Genomic DNA, 14,653 nt, shown 5'->3' with positions numbered 1-14,653 from the left:
TGTCTTTTGAAATGTAAAAACATCCCATGAAACTAAGATATTGGTTTACTTAAATCAATGATGTTTCTTAATGTAGTTGATGATTTCTTAAAAACTTCTTCCATAAGTCTCCTAAATTTTTCTCCCTTTGATTTGACGCATTAATTCAACTCATTCTGAAGCCTTCAAATGAAGATGAACATGGTCTTAGACAACAACTCCTTTCAATATCCGGATGACCATCTCATCACAGATTTCTCTGAGGCTTTTTTATTTGGAATTTTTGAGGACAAGAAATTGGATCGGGCGAAATCCCGTAGCAATCAATTCTTCTGTGAAGCAATAGTGGAAGTGGAAGTTGCCTTCTAACAAAAGACTTGATCTATTTGAGTTTTTCAAACTAAAATGAGCAGAAAAGAATAAGGACGACCAGTCAAAAAACGCTATTAGAGCCAATGAATCAGTATTTCGTCAATATCTAAATTGGTGAGATAATGGGAAAACGACTACTTCTTATATCCTATTGTTTTGCCTTATAGTTTTCAATTAATCCATCTCCCCACAGCGCTTCTATGACTATGAAATTTGTGCGTATCCATATTACACCGGAACTTCATCTTCACATTGAAGATAAAATTTCTTTAAGACCATTCAAAATACCAAATGACTGAAAATCCCATCATTATAAATTAATAAATAATCCAATTCCCACTAACAAAAAAACCCTCCGAAAATCAGAGGGTCTTGTTGGGGCGTGACTACTACCTAAATTAATATTGAGATGTTTTTCTATTTCAAAACAGTTTACACTTATGCAACAGCGTTTTGGATTTTCGCTAAATCGTCAACCTGCACTAAATCGGAACTGTTGACGTATTTGTCACCAGTTTATCGTTTAATTCGTGTGTACCACAATGGAGTAATAGCTCCGTTTCATATGCAGGAAATTTTTCATAGAAGTATTGCTTATTTCTCATCTCCTGGACTTCTCTCTCTTTCGGGTTTTTCTTATGAGGAATATGTAAACCCTCGGCACCCCGAACCAGCTTAAATCCTACCCCTTTGGAATACATATGATAGCCCAGGTCCACATCCTCCATGCCCCAGCAACCATCATAATTTGTATCAAATCCGCCCAACTCCAGCAACAACTCTCTTCTGGCAGCCACATTACAAGTCCAATAGAGTACCCAGGGGGCTGGCAAACCATTTAATTCATCCTGGCAGGACTGATAATCCTGTTCCCGAGCATCATAGAACTGTCCTGACGTTCTAAAGAGTTCAAATGTCTCTTTAGCGGTCCCTTTGACCAGATCGAAAAACTGCGCTTTCAATTGTTCTCGAAAATATAGATCATCCGGCTCTGTCCCATACATATAACCTATCGTCGTTATGGCCTCGGGTGATCCCTGATGCGCCTGGTAATGACTTTTCACAAAATCAGGGGCAATGACCATCCCTGCATCGATAAAAACACATAATTCATTTTTTGCCTCCTTTATCGCCATATTCCTCGCAGAGGCTACACGAAATCCCCTATTCTCCTGAAACAGGTAATTCAGCTCCAGTCTTTCTTTATATTCGGCAATCACTTCTTTCGTACGATCACTGGAACCATCATCGGCTACAATCACTTCCAAGGTTAAATCACTTAGGTTTTGTTCGACTACACTTTGAAGTGTAGTTCGCAAAAGAGCATCTCGATTGTAGGTAGGTATGATTAAACTAACACTCATGTTTCGAATATTTTATACCTCACTTAACTGACTTCAATTCCTTTCTTTCTTCAAGAGCCGTTAGAAAATTCCGTCTCCATGTATTCACATTATTGGAAATAAGTCTTCTTCGCATCATTCCCATCCGTCGATTCTGTTCGTTCACTGTCATCTTCAATCCACGCCAAATCGCATCCCCTAATTCGGTTATATTAAAGGGATCAATGATCAAAGCTCCGATATTCAGCTCCTGACTTGCTCCCGCCCATCTACTCAATACCAAAACACCTTTTTCTTTCCTACTGGCCACGTACTCTTTGCACACGACATTCATGCCATCACTCAGAGAAGGGATAACCATTACATCACAGGATCTGTATATACTGGAAAGTACCTGATCATTTACTGATTTATACCAGAGCTTCACTGGCTCCCACCCTGAACTACCGAAATCAGCATTGACTTGTTCTACTTTTGCAAATATTTCTTTTCGGATGTCCTGATACGCCACTACATCTTCGCGAGAAGGGACCAATAAAAGCACCAATTTCACTTTGGTCCTTAAATTTTGGTGCCGCGACAGCAATGCCTCATAAGCTAATAGTAAATTGGGAATACCCTTCGTATAGTCCAATCTGCAAACGCAACCGATCACTTTTTCGACATCAAATTCTCCTCGCAACTGGCTGGCTTTACGTCTAACAACATCTGTCCTGGATAATTCGAAGTATTTATCAAAGTCAATGCCCATTGGAAAAGCCTTAACGCTAAATTCATTAGAGCTGTTTTCATCTGCAGTAGCATCATAGAGGGGATTAAAGTAGGCTATTGTGTCCTTAAAATTTCGGATATACTCATCTAAATAGAAGCCAACTAGATCTGCACTTTGTAGGGAATCAAGCAAAGCGGTAATGCCAGGCATTCGTATCGCAGTTTCTACTTTAGGAAAAGGAATGTGGCTGAAAAACCCAATTTTATTCATCAACCCTCGGCTTCTCAACATACCTGGAACAAGCATCAACTGTATATCATGGATCCATATCACATCTTCAGGGGACGCATATTCCGCGACTATATCAGAAAAGATCGCATTTACTTCCAGATATGTGTCCCAGTAACTATCACGTGCTGATACCCTGGATAACTGATCATGGAAAACAGGCCAGATCACGGAATTGGTAAAACCATTATAAAAGCCCTCCACCTGATCTTCTGTAAGTGATACGGGTACCAAGTTTTGCTCAGAAAGATCAGCTGCAATTTCATTTAACTGTTCTTTATTGTCTTCATCGGCAACTATTCCGTTCCAGCCGATCCAAATGCTATCTTCTCCCGGGTAGATGGATCCCAGTGCGCTGATGAGCCCCCCGTTACTTGCCTGTACCTCAAATTCATTTTTGTGCTGCTCAATCGTCACAGGCAAACGGTTAGAAACTATAATTGTTTTTTGTCTCATGCTTTAATCTTTTTTGGTAATTAAAAAAATCGTATTTCTTACTATTTGGAAAACCTCATATGACAGGACATCAATACAATAATTGTGATTGGAATCAACGTCAATAATTACATCAACCAGGGAGGTGAATGCACTTGCTACACACTGCTTAAAAACTAGATCTACCTAATCGTGAAGTGAAATCTTGCGGGTGTTATGTGAATCGCAGCATACATCCATGACTAGCATCATCAAGTGTATTCGGGTCAAAATTTTCTTAGCGGTAGCCTTTAGTTTGTTGAATTCGCTTGCATTAAAACGCAATTCTATTTCTATCCAATCAGTTCTAATGCCTTGATCGAACTTAGTTGCTCGAAGAGCAGTTCATTACACTTTTGTTGAAACGCAAGTAGTGTCTTTTTAGTCATTTGACGTTGACTGGCGCAATAGTGCAACAATAGCCCGTTATTATATTCGTAGGCGTAAATGATAATTGGCGAACGTGTCCAGTCCTCTGACACCTCAGTATTGCACTTACCTTCAAAGGACTCATCCAGGCGGTTGTGCGAAATCCAAACCGAACGACTCACAATCTCCTCAGCATCTAGTTCAGTCTCATCGTATATGATCCTGCGAGACGCTTTAAAATATTCCTGTCGCAGTAACTTTATCCAATCTTTAAACGCTCTATCTTGCCGTATAGGGATCAGCATATATACCTCACTGAACAGTGGGCCAATCAAATCCTCTTTCGTAAGATGTCTCAAGTTAAATACCGACCGAACCAGACATTGCTCATTGGCCGAGCATTCAGAGGTGGTCGCCAACATAGCTGCAATAACAGCTAAATGCAGTGAATAAGCTTGCATCTCTTTTCTGGCGTTTTCCACATCGATTGGAATAAATGTACTGCACGCATATCCTCGATCTGTCTCAGATTTGTCCGGCGTATCCTGATTAAAGGAAACTTTCCAATTTTCATTTTCCAGACGTTGTTTCCAATACTGAACAGATCGTATGTTTTTACGGTGCCATTGCTCAAAATACGGATAATAACGCGTTTCAAGACTTATCACATCCTGTTGCGTATCTTCTTCTTTATTGAGTGATTTATAGATGGTGTTTATCTCCTGTCGTATTATGTCAAGCGAAGGCGTATCGTAAACCAGGTGATGCATGAGGATCATGAGATAATCCTGATCTCCTGAAGACAGCAGATAACCCTTCACCACACCATTCATAAGATCAATCTCTCGCTTGGCCTGTTCTACAAAACCATCAATGGATTCACTGTTTGATAAAAGGACGTGCTCTAAAGGAAATTGTTCAGCAGATCTGATCTTTCTGTGGTAACCGTCTTTCTTCCATATGTAGCTGCTCCTTAATATTTCCCACTTTGTCATGAATATACGAAAACTCCGTTCTAAACATGCTTTATCGGCTTTTGTGGCATTGAGCCTTAGCTCAGCGATCAGGGATGTACCCAGGTCTTTCGCTCTAAGAACGGCTAAAATGGCATTTTCCTTAGGTGACAACATCGGTTACAACTTTATCCTCTGGGGATCTAAGAACGGCAATACCGAGAAATTCAGGGCCTACAACAACGCTCATCGCAAATCATCTTCAAGTTTCACTTCAATAGAAATTATTAATGACCTGAGCGTTGTTATCAAGTTGGCCCAATGGGTTCAAAGTTTGTTTACCATAAAAAATCAAAATCACCATCTGAATACTTATCACCAGAAGCACTATATCGCCCAAAGTGATTCATTGGGTCTTTTCTGGACTTAGAAACGATACCGTCCCCAGTCAAACTTCCGGATTGATCAACCGTTTTTGAAATATCTTGAGATAAAAGTTCTTCCTCACTCTGATCCTTTGTGACCTCTTTGGTCTCTTCTTGACCAAGCCCAAACAATCCTCTTAACATGCCAAGAAAATCTTTTCCCTGATATGCATCCACCGATAAGGAACCAGTATGGGAATCTTTCTTTATCGGAAATTCCTCGCTTTTCTGTAAGTCTTTCATTTGACGATATTTAAAAAATTTAAGCGTAAACGAGTTGATCTTTCATCAACTCATAGTAATAATTCTTGTTTGAAATAAGGTGATCATGACTTCCACACTCTACTACTTTCCCATCGTGTAGGCATAGTATCGTATCGAACTTCAAGATCGTACTCAGGCGATGACTTATCGCCAAAATTGTCTTCTCCTGATAGTTATTCAGGATGGCCTTCCATAATTTCTCTTCTTTCAGAGAATCAAGAGCCGCAGTAGCTTCATCAAAAATCAGCACTTGCCTATCAGTTAATAAGGATCGCGCAATGGCTATCAACTGTTTCTGACCTCCTGACAAGCGTACTCCCTGGTCCCCCATGGGGGTATAATAGCCATGGGGCAGTTTCATGATATCTCCATCAATTCCAACCAATTTTGAAGCTTCCTTCGCTTGCTTCTCACTGGAATTAAGGTTTCCGTATTTGATATTTTCTACAATCGAATGGTTGAAAAACTGATGATTTTGTCCGGTATAATAAAGTGTAGATCTTATTTGAAAAGAATCCATGCTTTCAAGATCCGCTTCATCCAGATAGATCGATCCTCTCGTAGGCGTATAGTACCTACCCAGTAGTTTCATTAAAGTACTTTTCCCCGCACCACTTTTACCTACCAGGACATAATTTTTACCTTTTTCGAATCGAAAATCGAAATCCCTGATCAAGGATTCTCCATTATAGGAGAAGTTGACTTTGTTGAATAAGATGTGCTCCTTCAAATCGAGAGGACCGCTCATAGCGTTGACAGGTTCAACTGTAGGCAAGCTGAAATAGCTAAAAACCCGCTTCATGTAGGATTTGGCCTGTATCAATTCTACATAGAGCCTCATTAAATCCCTGAAAGGAGAAAACAGGCGGTTCAGATATTGCAGAAATGCTACCAAAGCTCCTACGCTCATTGCTCCGGTCATCACTCCTTTGCCTCCCCAACTAAAAACAATGATTGGGGCCAGAGATATTAGGAAAGTGATGATCCCTGCATTACCAGAGGCCAGCAATGTTTCTTTCAAACTAAAACCGATAATCGTATAACTGCGTTTGGTAAGATTATTCACTTCGTAACTCTGCCGGTTCAAACCTTTAACAAGCTCTATGTTCTCGAGCCTCTCTAACATGAAAGCGATAAAGCTCCCCTCCTTCTCCCGTAGCACCTCTGCTGCCTTTTGTATACGAATCTGAAAGAATCGTATGGTCAGATAAATAATGGGAATAACAGTAATCGATAAAAGAAAGAGCTTGAAATTCAGCATAGAAAGAGCCACACCTAATCCAATAATTGTCAGGATATTATATACAAATCGTATGGCACTGCTGGTCAAAGCGCGTTCTATGATATCTACCTCGTGGCCTAACCTTTGTATGATATCACCTTTCTGAGTTGTATTAAAAAAGCTCATTGGGAGTCGTAAGACATGTGAAAACAGGTCTTTCCTGATATCCAAAATGACTCTTCCACCAATCCAATCGCGCAGGTAATCAGAAATGATTTCGATAAGGATGCGTAAGACATTGACGATGATAAGCACCCCCAGAATATTCAACAGGCCCTCGTAATCTCCCGCCGGAAATAAATCGTCGATAATTACCTTTAGGATGTAAGGTGAGGCCAATGTCCCGAAACTGGCCAAAGATATCAACCCCAACGTCAAGACTAGTTTCCAGGTGTAGGGTTTTAAATACCTTAAAAAGGTTAGGATAATTTGGTCCTTCATGGTTGATTTTTAAGGTTATTGGATCAGCTCGATTGTTCTTGCGTTATTGAGTACACTCAGGAAATAATTCACTACTTTCCCAGGTAAATCAATAAGAATCTCCTGGATGTCAGCTCCACTCAATACCTCGTATGTATTCAGTCTATGAATCAGATCCAGTAGCTGCTCCGAATAAATCATATTGATCTCGAAGCTTCGGGCATATAGAACCATTGTACTTCCTGACACAGTGTAAGTCAGGTAAAAGGGCCTAATCAATTGTATTCTTGTCTTTTTGCTAAGGAAAATCTCTGACTTCTCTTTCTCATTGCTTAAAGAAACAGGCTTTCGACTCCAACCTCCGTTGCTAAAATTTTTCTTCACTCGCTGCTCAAATGCACACCAAAGAAGGTCTTCAATAGAAGACTTATGGTCGTTTAATTGTAAGCTTTTCAGCATCTGATTAAACTTATCTTTTATGTTGTGTTCTTTAACCTGATCTTCCGGAACCACATGATTGTCTGCAAGTACATTTTCAAGGTAATCGTCCATTAATGATAGCGTGACCTTCTTGGAAGGGTGGTTGTCAAACCAAACTGTTACACTGATAGATAATTGTTGTGTTTCACCAAGGTGATAAACACCCCAGGGCATGAAATACATGTCTCCTGGTCCTAATACATGCTTCTTTGAAAAGGGCAAAAACCGATTTACCTGAGTTTCATTGACCTTGGGATCCATGCTTTCATAAACTTTCGTATCCCAGGTATGCATTACCTTATAATTCGGTCCAAGGTGAAAACTGAACACATAAGCATTGGCTGTATCCATATGGATGCCAATAGGCGTGTAACCATAGTTTCCAATGAATGTCGTAGTATGCAGTCCGTTTACCGGCAAGCCATATTTATCGATTACGGGTTTTAATATGTTGGAAAAGAATGATGCGAAATAGTTATCAAATCGTTCTGCATAATTCAAGATCAGGCAAAATGGATCATCGCCAAAACCTCGCTCTGCCCATCCTTCCAGCCCTGCATCCAGGTTCGAACAAGATTTGCTCATCAGTTTTCGGATGTAGTTGAAGTCCTTTCTTTCTTCCGAAACCCAAAGCCTAAATCCATCACTGTACGCTTGTAGTTTCTCAATCTTCCTCAATACCCGAACCAAAGCAGACTTGATCGAGACAATATCTTCCATGCTTAAAAGATCTTTTTCTACATGGATTTTTTGATAACCTGAACTCTTTTCATCAATCTGATTCCAGGCATCGGAAACTTCGACTTCATTACTATTGTACCACATGTTATAAGAAGATTTTTAGGTTTTTAGAATTATCAACTTCACTTTTATGAGAGATTAAAAATCATTTCAAAAAGACCAGCAGAACATTTTAGTGATCTAGTTATATGACCCTTTCCATCGGAGTAGATATCGAAGAAATAGCCACCATTGAGCGCCTGTGGAATGAACATGGCGATAAGTTCCTTAACAAAGTTTTCACCGATCAGGAACGATCTTATTGTTTGGACAAACCCTCACCACTTCCACATCTTGCTGCCAGGTATGCGACGAAAGAAGCCACTATGAAAGCTTTAAAAACAGGTTGGAACGACGGCATTCAATGGAAACACATTGAAGTCGTCAAAGAAGCTCCTGAAGGATTCCCTGCTCTAAAACTTCATAAAAAAGCGCAAGAGGCATTCGATACCCGAGGATTTTCAGCCCTGGATATATCTTTCAGTCATTCAGAAAATTATGTAGTAGCTACCGTCCTTTTTTCATAAACATTTAGACAGCAACTTCCCGCATTGGCTCTTTTTCTTGATCACAATCCTGTGTGCATACCATCCTTATAGTTTCTTCCACCCCTCGGATCATATGAGTAATTGTATCTTTTTCAAACTTGAAAGGCGGATACTGGAATTCTAGCCGAATATTATGACTTAAGTGAACAATCAATGAGAACAAAAAGAGCTCCCCACGTTTGTTATCATACTCCCATTCCTTTCTTGGCATTGGTTGTTTGTCCAGATCATCAAAACCTCTTTCATTCAAGAAGTTAAAAGCAAAATCAGTATGTGCAGCCAAATTACGACCAACCAGATAGTGCGGATAGCCCTGGTTTTTGTGCACCATCATCAACTCTTTTTGCACTTTCCGAAAGAATTTTACGAATGTCAGGTCCTGATCAAATCGATGTTTCAAAATCACAAGGTTGATAAATAAGCCCAGTACGGACTTCAATAAAGGAGATTCCTGTCGTCCCTTATACACCGTTATTACCGGAATATCATCGGCCCCTGTCCACTCCCTAAGCGACAAAAAATAAACTCCCAGGAAAAAGGTCACAGGAAGGATACCCTGTTTTTTGCAATAGTCTGCCATCTGGAAAGAAAGTTCTGAATCTAGCCTCACGAATAAGGATTTCCTCCTTCTGTCCTCTACATGAGATACATCTTCTGAATCAATTAGCAATTCAGGGATGATACTTTTGGACAACTTTTCCCTCCAATAGGCAGCTTGCTTTCCATCTCTCCCCTCAGGAGGTACCGACTTTTGCCAAAGAATGTAATCCAGATAATCAATTGAATCTGAGTGATCATTAAGCTCTTTCTGCTGCTTCAATGATCTGTAAACTTCACTCAACTTTGTCAGAAATAAATGGCATGATTCGGTATCTGAGACAAAATGATGAAAGACAATAAAAATCCGAAACCTGTTTGAAGCTATCTTGATCAAATGCATCCTACATAACGGAGCACGGTCTAAAAGAATCGGCAACTCATTTTCCTGACAATAGATATCCGATTGAGATTCAGCCTGATTACCTAGTGTGCTAAAGTCCACATACTGAATTTCGTCGTTAGCCTTATCCTTGATGGTAATCTCACCTTGACCTTTTTCGAATTTCAATGTAATCCTGAAATATCTTTCCGTAGCTAAGAGATGCTGATAAGCCTGATTCAGTAAACCCGGGTCAATTGCATGATTGAAGTCCCTTGAATATGGCAATACATGCTTATTCAACATCTCAGGAGTATAGTTAGCGGTAAAGCGAACTTGTTGATGTGAAAGAGGATAACCTGACTGGTCAGGTCTTCTGGTAATATTGGATTCCATTTCGACTAAGCTTTGGCGTATTTCATCGCTAAAGTGAAGCGAGACTGAGTACAAATTCTTGTGGGTATAGTACCTACATGTTCAATATTTCCATCAAAAAGAACAAAACGACCGGGTCTTGGTGTGATGCTCGTTACTGCCTCATTATCCTCATAAAAGTGAGTTTCACCTCCCCAGGTATAATGCCAATCGGTATTTGCGTAATAGAGCACAGTGATATCATCTGCTTTCACATCACAATCAAGGTGAGGGTATTCCATGTCTCCATAATGACACATATTGATGTATGCTCTATAAAGTTTATGCTGATGGGGCTTCAACTCATCTAGCAGTTTTCTTCCCATTAATCCAACTTCAGTCTGCGTTTCAAACTTTTCACTTTGAAAGTTGACACTGAAAATCGGGTATTTATCATCCTCATCATCCAACTCTCTCCGACTATAAGGCAAACCGGATATCATCTGGTGAAAGTCGTCCACAGTGTCCTTATCGACAGCATCGTCCACTACAAAAACAGACCTTCCACAAACAATTCTTTCAGAAACTTTCATATTTATATCGTATTTAATCCCTTAAAAAATTCGAATTGATCCTACCGCTATATTGTCAGGTGCTCCTCGACAATTTTGCTCATGGACTCAAAACCTTGTTTTGACTTTTTCTTTTCAAAATGGGCCAGCACGTTTTTATAATTAGTTTCATTGATGAAGTTTTCCGTCAACGAAAAAGTCGTCTCCAGGTTAAGGATGGTATGCCACCAACCCGAAGGAGTAAAAACAGTATCACCAGGGTATTGTAAACAATACTTAGGCCGTGCTTTAGCCAGATCGGGATAATCCTCCAATGAGGCTTTAAAAGGATCTACTTTACCTTCATATAGGTAAGGGTACTGGGATTGGTCGAAAAACAACCACAACTTCACTCCGGTAATCAGATAATTCCAGGCACTTGTATCCCAAATATCCAGATGCAACCCACTTCTGGTGTTTTTTGCTCCGATATAAATCCAGGAAAAATTGTATTTCCTTTTTTCAATAGGCAATTCAGTATACCAACAATTGAAATAATCCGGCACTTCATAATCATCTTTCATGGAGGTATAAGCATGAAAATGTATGTTGTTGAGATAATAAGGATCTTCCTCCTCTACAGACTCCAGGTATCTAAAGTATTCTTGAAGTTCAAAAACTTTATATTCAGATCCCGTCTCAGTGACCCGTTCACCTTTCACTTTGAATTGTCCAAAATGTGTCTCCAGAAAGGGCAAACTCCACTTATCAGGGAGAACCCAGTCCGCATCAATTCCAGAAATAGTTACAGGTTTGGCTGGGAAACCGTACTTCTCGTTAAAGGTTTTCTTATCCATATCACCAGAAGACTCGATGTGTTCAAGCTCTTCCAGACTCCAGGGGAGTTTAGTCAATTCATTTAATGACATAGAAATTCATTTAGTGCTTAAGATTAATCACGGAGTATCCAGGCTTTTTGGACCAAAAATTTGCTTTCCCGCTTCACTCAGGCTTACACACCGTGATCAGTCCTTTTAGGACAGTGTCTGAGAGTTTAATGTCTTTCGTCTCAAAACCTGCGTCCCTAAATTCCGATTCGATAGATTCGATTGAAGGAAAGAAGTGCTGATATTCGGTACCTGAATGGATCACATCACCAATCTGGTAGTTCATATTACCTAATATTATACGTCCTACCCATTTACTAAATATCGATAGACCAGGTGGATAATTTGACGCTTCATATTTATACTGACAGACCAGATATCCACCTGGCTTCATCGCCTCATTGAGACTCCTTAACATGGCAATTCGTCTCTTTCTGGAGGGTATCAATGAATAGAGGCTAGTAGATAGCCATACCAAATCATACTCTTCACAATTTTTGAAATTTAAAGCACTTATATCAGCAGTAAACGCCTTTAACCTAACTCCAAATTTCTCAGCATTCTTTTTGGCTCCTTCTACCATTTCAGGAATGAAGTCTATACCTGTCACCTGATACCCACGTTTGGCCAACGCTATGGCTTCTCTGCCTCCTCCAACACCTAAGACAAGCACTTCGCCTTTACTGAAAGGGACAGTGTTAAGTAAATACTCTTCGAAATCGTAGAGTCCACGAAGCACAACATCTTCTGAAATCCACGAATCAACGACTTTCTGATCATTGTAGATACGTTCGTTGAAGCTCACCAAATCATCAGGTCGCAGTACTGCTACCGAGAGAGATTCCGAAATAAACCTACCCAGGTTGATGAAATTGTCGGCGATCGTAAGTCTAAGATTCATGGTCGTTAATACAATTCGACATTAATCATCCGCCTTAAGCGAATGGACAGGATTTCTATTAATGGCCTGAAGGGTGTAGTATGCAGTAGTTACCAATGCCACCGAGAGAATAATCACCAGAATAGCGATGAATAAACCCAGTCCTATTTCCGCGTGAAAGTAAAATTGTTGAAGCCATTGACGGCTTAGCAGATAGGAAGCAGGTGCAGCAATAAAGAAAGAAACAATGATCATCACCATGTATTTTCTGATCAAACCATAAAATATCTGGTGTGAAGCAGCTCCCAGCACTTTCCGTACGGCTATCGACTTCTCATTTTTCTTTGTGTTGTATAGAGAAAGGCCAAACAATCCGAGTATGGATATAATCGTAGCAACGATCGCCAGAATTTTATTCAGCTTTTCTACAACCATCTCACCACTGTAAAGACTTTCATATCGATTCTCTAATAGAGAGAAGTCTACAGAATAACCTGGTGAGTACTTTCGCAGCAGAATGTTGAGGCTATTAATCATCACATTATCTGGTTCCCGGGTAAATCGGACATAAGCATATGCTGTCTCTTCAGGATCAAACATGAGGATCAATGGGTCAATGGGGTTATATAAAGATTCGTGGTGAAAATCCTGAGTAACTCCAATTACAGGCGCCCGGCCGTGCCAAAAAGTCATGGCCTTATTTAACATGGAAAGTGGTTCACCGTCCATGATAATGGAGGCAGCTGTAGCATTGACCACATAAGCCAACGAATCCGAACCATAGTCCCGTGAAAAACCTCTACCTCCCTGGATGGGGATCTCAAAGGTCTCCAGAAAATCATGGTCAACTTGCACCAGGTTAAAACTGTATTTTTCGTATGGATCTTTCCAGGCCCAAGAGGCATCAGTACTCGAATTATCAATATTGAACGGAGCATAATCCGCCCTGCAGACACCTTTGACAAAAGGCAATTGCATCATATCCGTTCTGAACGGCTCATAGTTCTGTCGAATTTGATCGGAAAGCACAATCTCGACTGTGTTTCTATACTGGAATCCCAGGTCCTTGTTGATCACATATTCATTTTGAATTCTCACAATCTGGCTGATCACCATCAACAAAATAGCAAGGCAGAACTGAAATATGACCAGACCACTTCGAAAACTGGTTTTCTTCTTCCCTGCGTCAAAATTGTTACCGGGAAGACTTTGTAAGGGATTGAGTTTCGTGAATAAAATTGCCGGATAACTAGCTGATAAAATCGAAGTTAACAGCACACCACCGAAAATCAACAGGATGAAATTAGGATCAAACCATTGAATAGATATGTCTTTTCCTGTCAGCGTATTGAAGTAACCGAGGAATAGTAATACCACGATCAAAGCAATGAATAGTGCACCTATCGTAAGCAGCAATGCTTCTGTAAGGATATACATGATCACGTTCTTTTTGGTCGCGCCAAGGATATTGCGCAGTGCGAATTCCTTGGATCGGTCACTTGCAACCGCGGTAGCCAGATTCACATAATTGATGCAGCCAATGATCAGAATGAATATCCCGAATATGATGAATGCCTTGATATAAACAATCTTACCTGTAGGATCTTCCTTACCTGCCGAAAAATCTGCATGGAGGTAATAGTCTTCAAACGGGTAAAGAAACAAGCGATTCGTTCTCCTCTCCTGCTTTTGATGAATAAAATCCACGATTTTAGAAGAAAACTGATGCGCTGACGCATTACTGTTGAGTGTAACAAAGGTATTGATCGCACTACTTCCCCATTTGTTGATCCATGTGTGTTGCTTTTCCAGAGTCACAAATGGGATTAAAAAATCAAACTGAAGTGAAGAATTGGCAGATTTGCTATCGACGACAGCTTGCACCTGAAAACTACCCACCAGTTCACCTGCTGCCCCATTGATTTTTACAACCTTACCTATGGGATCCGCTTCTCCAAACAGGGCTTCGCTGACAGATTGTGCCATTACTACTTTATCTGGCGAGGACAATAATTCTGTCTTTGGTCCATTGACAATTGGAAATGAAAAGATATCCAAAAACTCAGGGTCTGTATGAGCTCCATCAGTACGTATTTCCTTCTCTTCCCATGAAATGACATAGTTCCCATCAAAATTCTCGACATATCTGGTAATGAACTCAACCTCGGGGTTTTCACTGGCTAAACTTGGTGCAAGCAGCGCCGGTGTGCTATGGTAGATATCCACTTGCCCATTTGCCCGGGGCATTTCCTGCATGATCTTATAGATATTTTCATTATCATGAAATTGATCTACACTCAGTTCATCGTTTACCCACAAGTAGGTAATGATCAAACAAAACAGACTGACTGATAGCCCGAGGATGTTGATCAC

The 14,653-nt window shown here is 40.3% G+C and carries 13 protein-coding genes; 2 read left to right on the top strand and 11 right to left on the bottom strand.

All coding sequences use genetic code 11. The features are described from left to right. Positions 1-180: 180 nt before the first annotated feature. A complete protein-coding gene (locus R8G66_05880; protein MDW3191869.1) occupies positions 181-348 on the top strand; it encodes a hypothetical protein in 168 nt (55 codons plus the stop codon). A gap of 485 nt (positions 349-833) precedes the next feature. Here the strand turns inward: R8G66_05880 and R8G66_05875 are convergent, their stop codons facing one another. The 6 genes from R8G66_05875 to R8G66_05850 all read right to left on the bottom strand — a co-directional run bounded on the left by R8G66_05875 (position 834) and on the right by R8G66_05850 (position 8,186). Then, on the bottom strand, positions 834-1,715 hold the full coding sequence (locus R8G66_05875; GenBank protein MDW3191868.1) for a glycosyltransferase: 882 nt from the start codon (positions 1,713-1,715) through the stop codon (positions 834-836). A 19-nt stretch (positions 1,716-1,734) separates the two neighbouring features. Continuing rightward, positions 1,735-3,150: a trehalose-6-phosphate synthase gene (locus R8G66_05870; protein ID MDW3191867.1), complete on the bottom strand. Its 1,416-nt coding sequence runs from the start codon at positions 3,148-3,150 to the stop codon at positions 1,735-1,737. Between the two features lie 311 nt (positions 3,151-3,461). Then, complete coding sequence (locus tag R8G66_05865; GenBank protein MDW3191866.1) at positions 3,462-4,667, bottom strand: condensation domain-containing protein; 1,206 nt, start codon at positions 4,665-4,667, stop codon at positions 3,462-3,464. A gap of 161 nt (positions 4,668-4,828) precedes the next feature. Continuing rightward, complete coding sequence (locus R8G66_05860) at positions 4,829-5,158, bottom strand: hypothetical protein (protein ID MDW3191865.1); 330 nt, start codon at positions 5,156-5,158, stop codon at positions 4,829-4,831. Between the two features lie 19 nt (positions 5,159-5,177). Beyond that, positions 5,178-6,902, bottom strand: coding sequence for an ABC transporter ATP-binding protein (locus R8G66_05855; GenBank protein ID MDW3191864.1), 1,725 nt, complete (start codon positions 6,900-6,902; stop codon positions 5,178-5,180). 15 nt (positions 6,903-6,917) lie between these two features. After that, complete coding sequence (locus R8G66_05850) at positions 6,918-8,186, bottom strand: cupin domain-containing protein (GenBank protein ID MDW3191863.1); 1,269 nt, start codon at positions 8,184-8,186, stop codon at positions 6,918-6,920. A gap of 104 nt (positions 8,187-8,290) precedes the next feature. Between R8G66_05850 and acpS the strand changes: the two genes are divergently transcribed. Then, positions 8,291-8,668: a holo-ACP synthase gene (acpS, locus tag R8G66_05845; GenBank protein ID MDW3191862.1), complete on the top strand. Its 378-nt coding sequence runs from the start codon at positions 8,291-8,293 to the stop codon at positions 8,666-8,668. A gap of 4 nt (positions 8,669-8,672) precedes the next feature. Here the strand turns inward: acpS and R8G66_05840 are convergent, their stop codons facing one another. From R8G66_05840 to R8G66_05820, 5 genes are all read right to left on the bottom strand, one after another. Further along, positions 8,673-10,004, bottom strand: a complete 1,332-nt coding sequence (locus R8G66_05840) for a condensation domain-containing protein (protein MDW3191861.1) — start codon at positions 10,002-10,004, stop codon at positions 8,673-8,675. A gap of 5 nt (positions 10,005-10,009) precedes the next feature. Further along, positions 10,010-10,555: a 2OG-Fe(II) oxygenase gene (locus tag R8G66_05835; GenBank protein ID MDW3191860.1), complete on the bottom strand. Its 546-nt coding sequence runs from the start codon at positions 10,553-10,555 to the stop codon at positions 10,010-10,012. Positions 10,556-10,602: 47 nt separating this feature from the next. Further along, a complete protein-coding gene (locus tag R8G66_05830) occupies positions 10,603-11,442 on the bottom strand; it encodes a cupin-like domain-containing protein (GenBank protein MDW3191859.1) in 840 nt (279 codons plus the stop codon). Positions 11,443-11,515: 73 nt separating this feature from the next. Next, entirely contained in the window at positions 11,516-12,301 is a 786-nt protein-coding gene (locus R8G66_05825; GenBank protein MDW3191858.1) for a class I SAM-dependent methyltransferase, read from the bottom strand. A gap of 21 nt (positions 12,302-12,322) precedes the next feature. Further along, positions 12,323-14,653, bottom strand: a complete 2,331-nt coding sequence (locus R8G66_05820; protein ID MDW3191857.1) for an FtsX-like permease family protein — start codon at positions 14,651-14,653, stop codon at positions 12,323-12,325.

Source organism: Cytophagales bacterium (assembly GCA_033344775.1).
Lineage (GTDB): Bacteria > Bacteroidota > Bacteroidia > Cytophagales > Cyclobacteriaceae > JAWPMT01.
The sequence above is the reverse complement of the archived record's forward strand: the minus strand, read 5'-3'. Positions and strand labels throughout refer to the sequence as shown.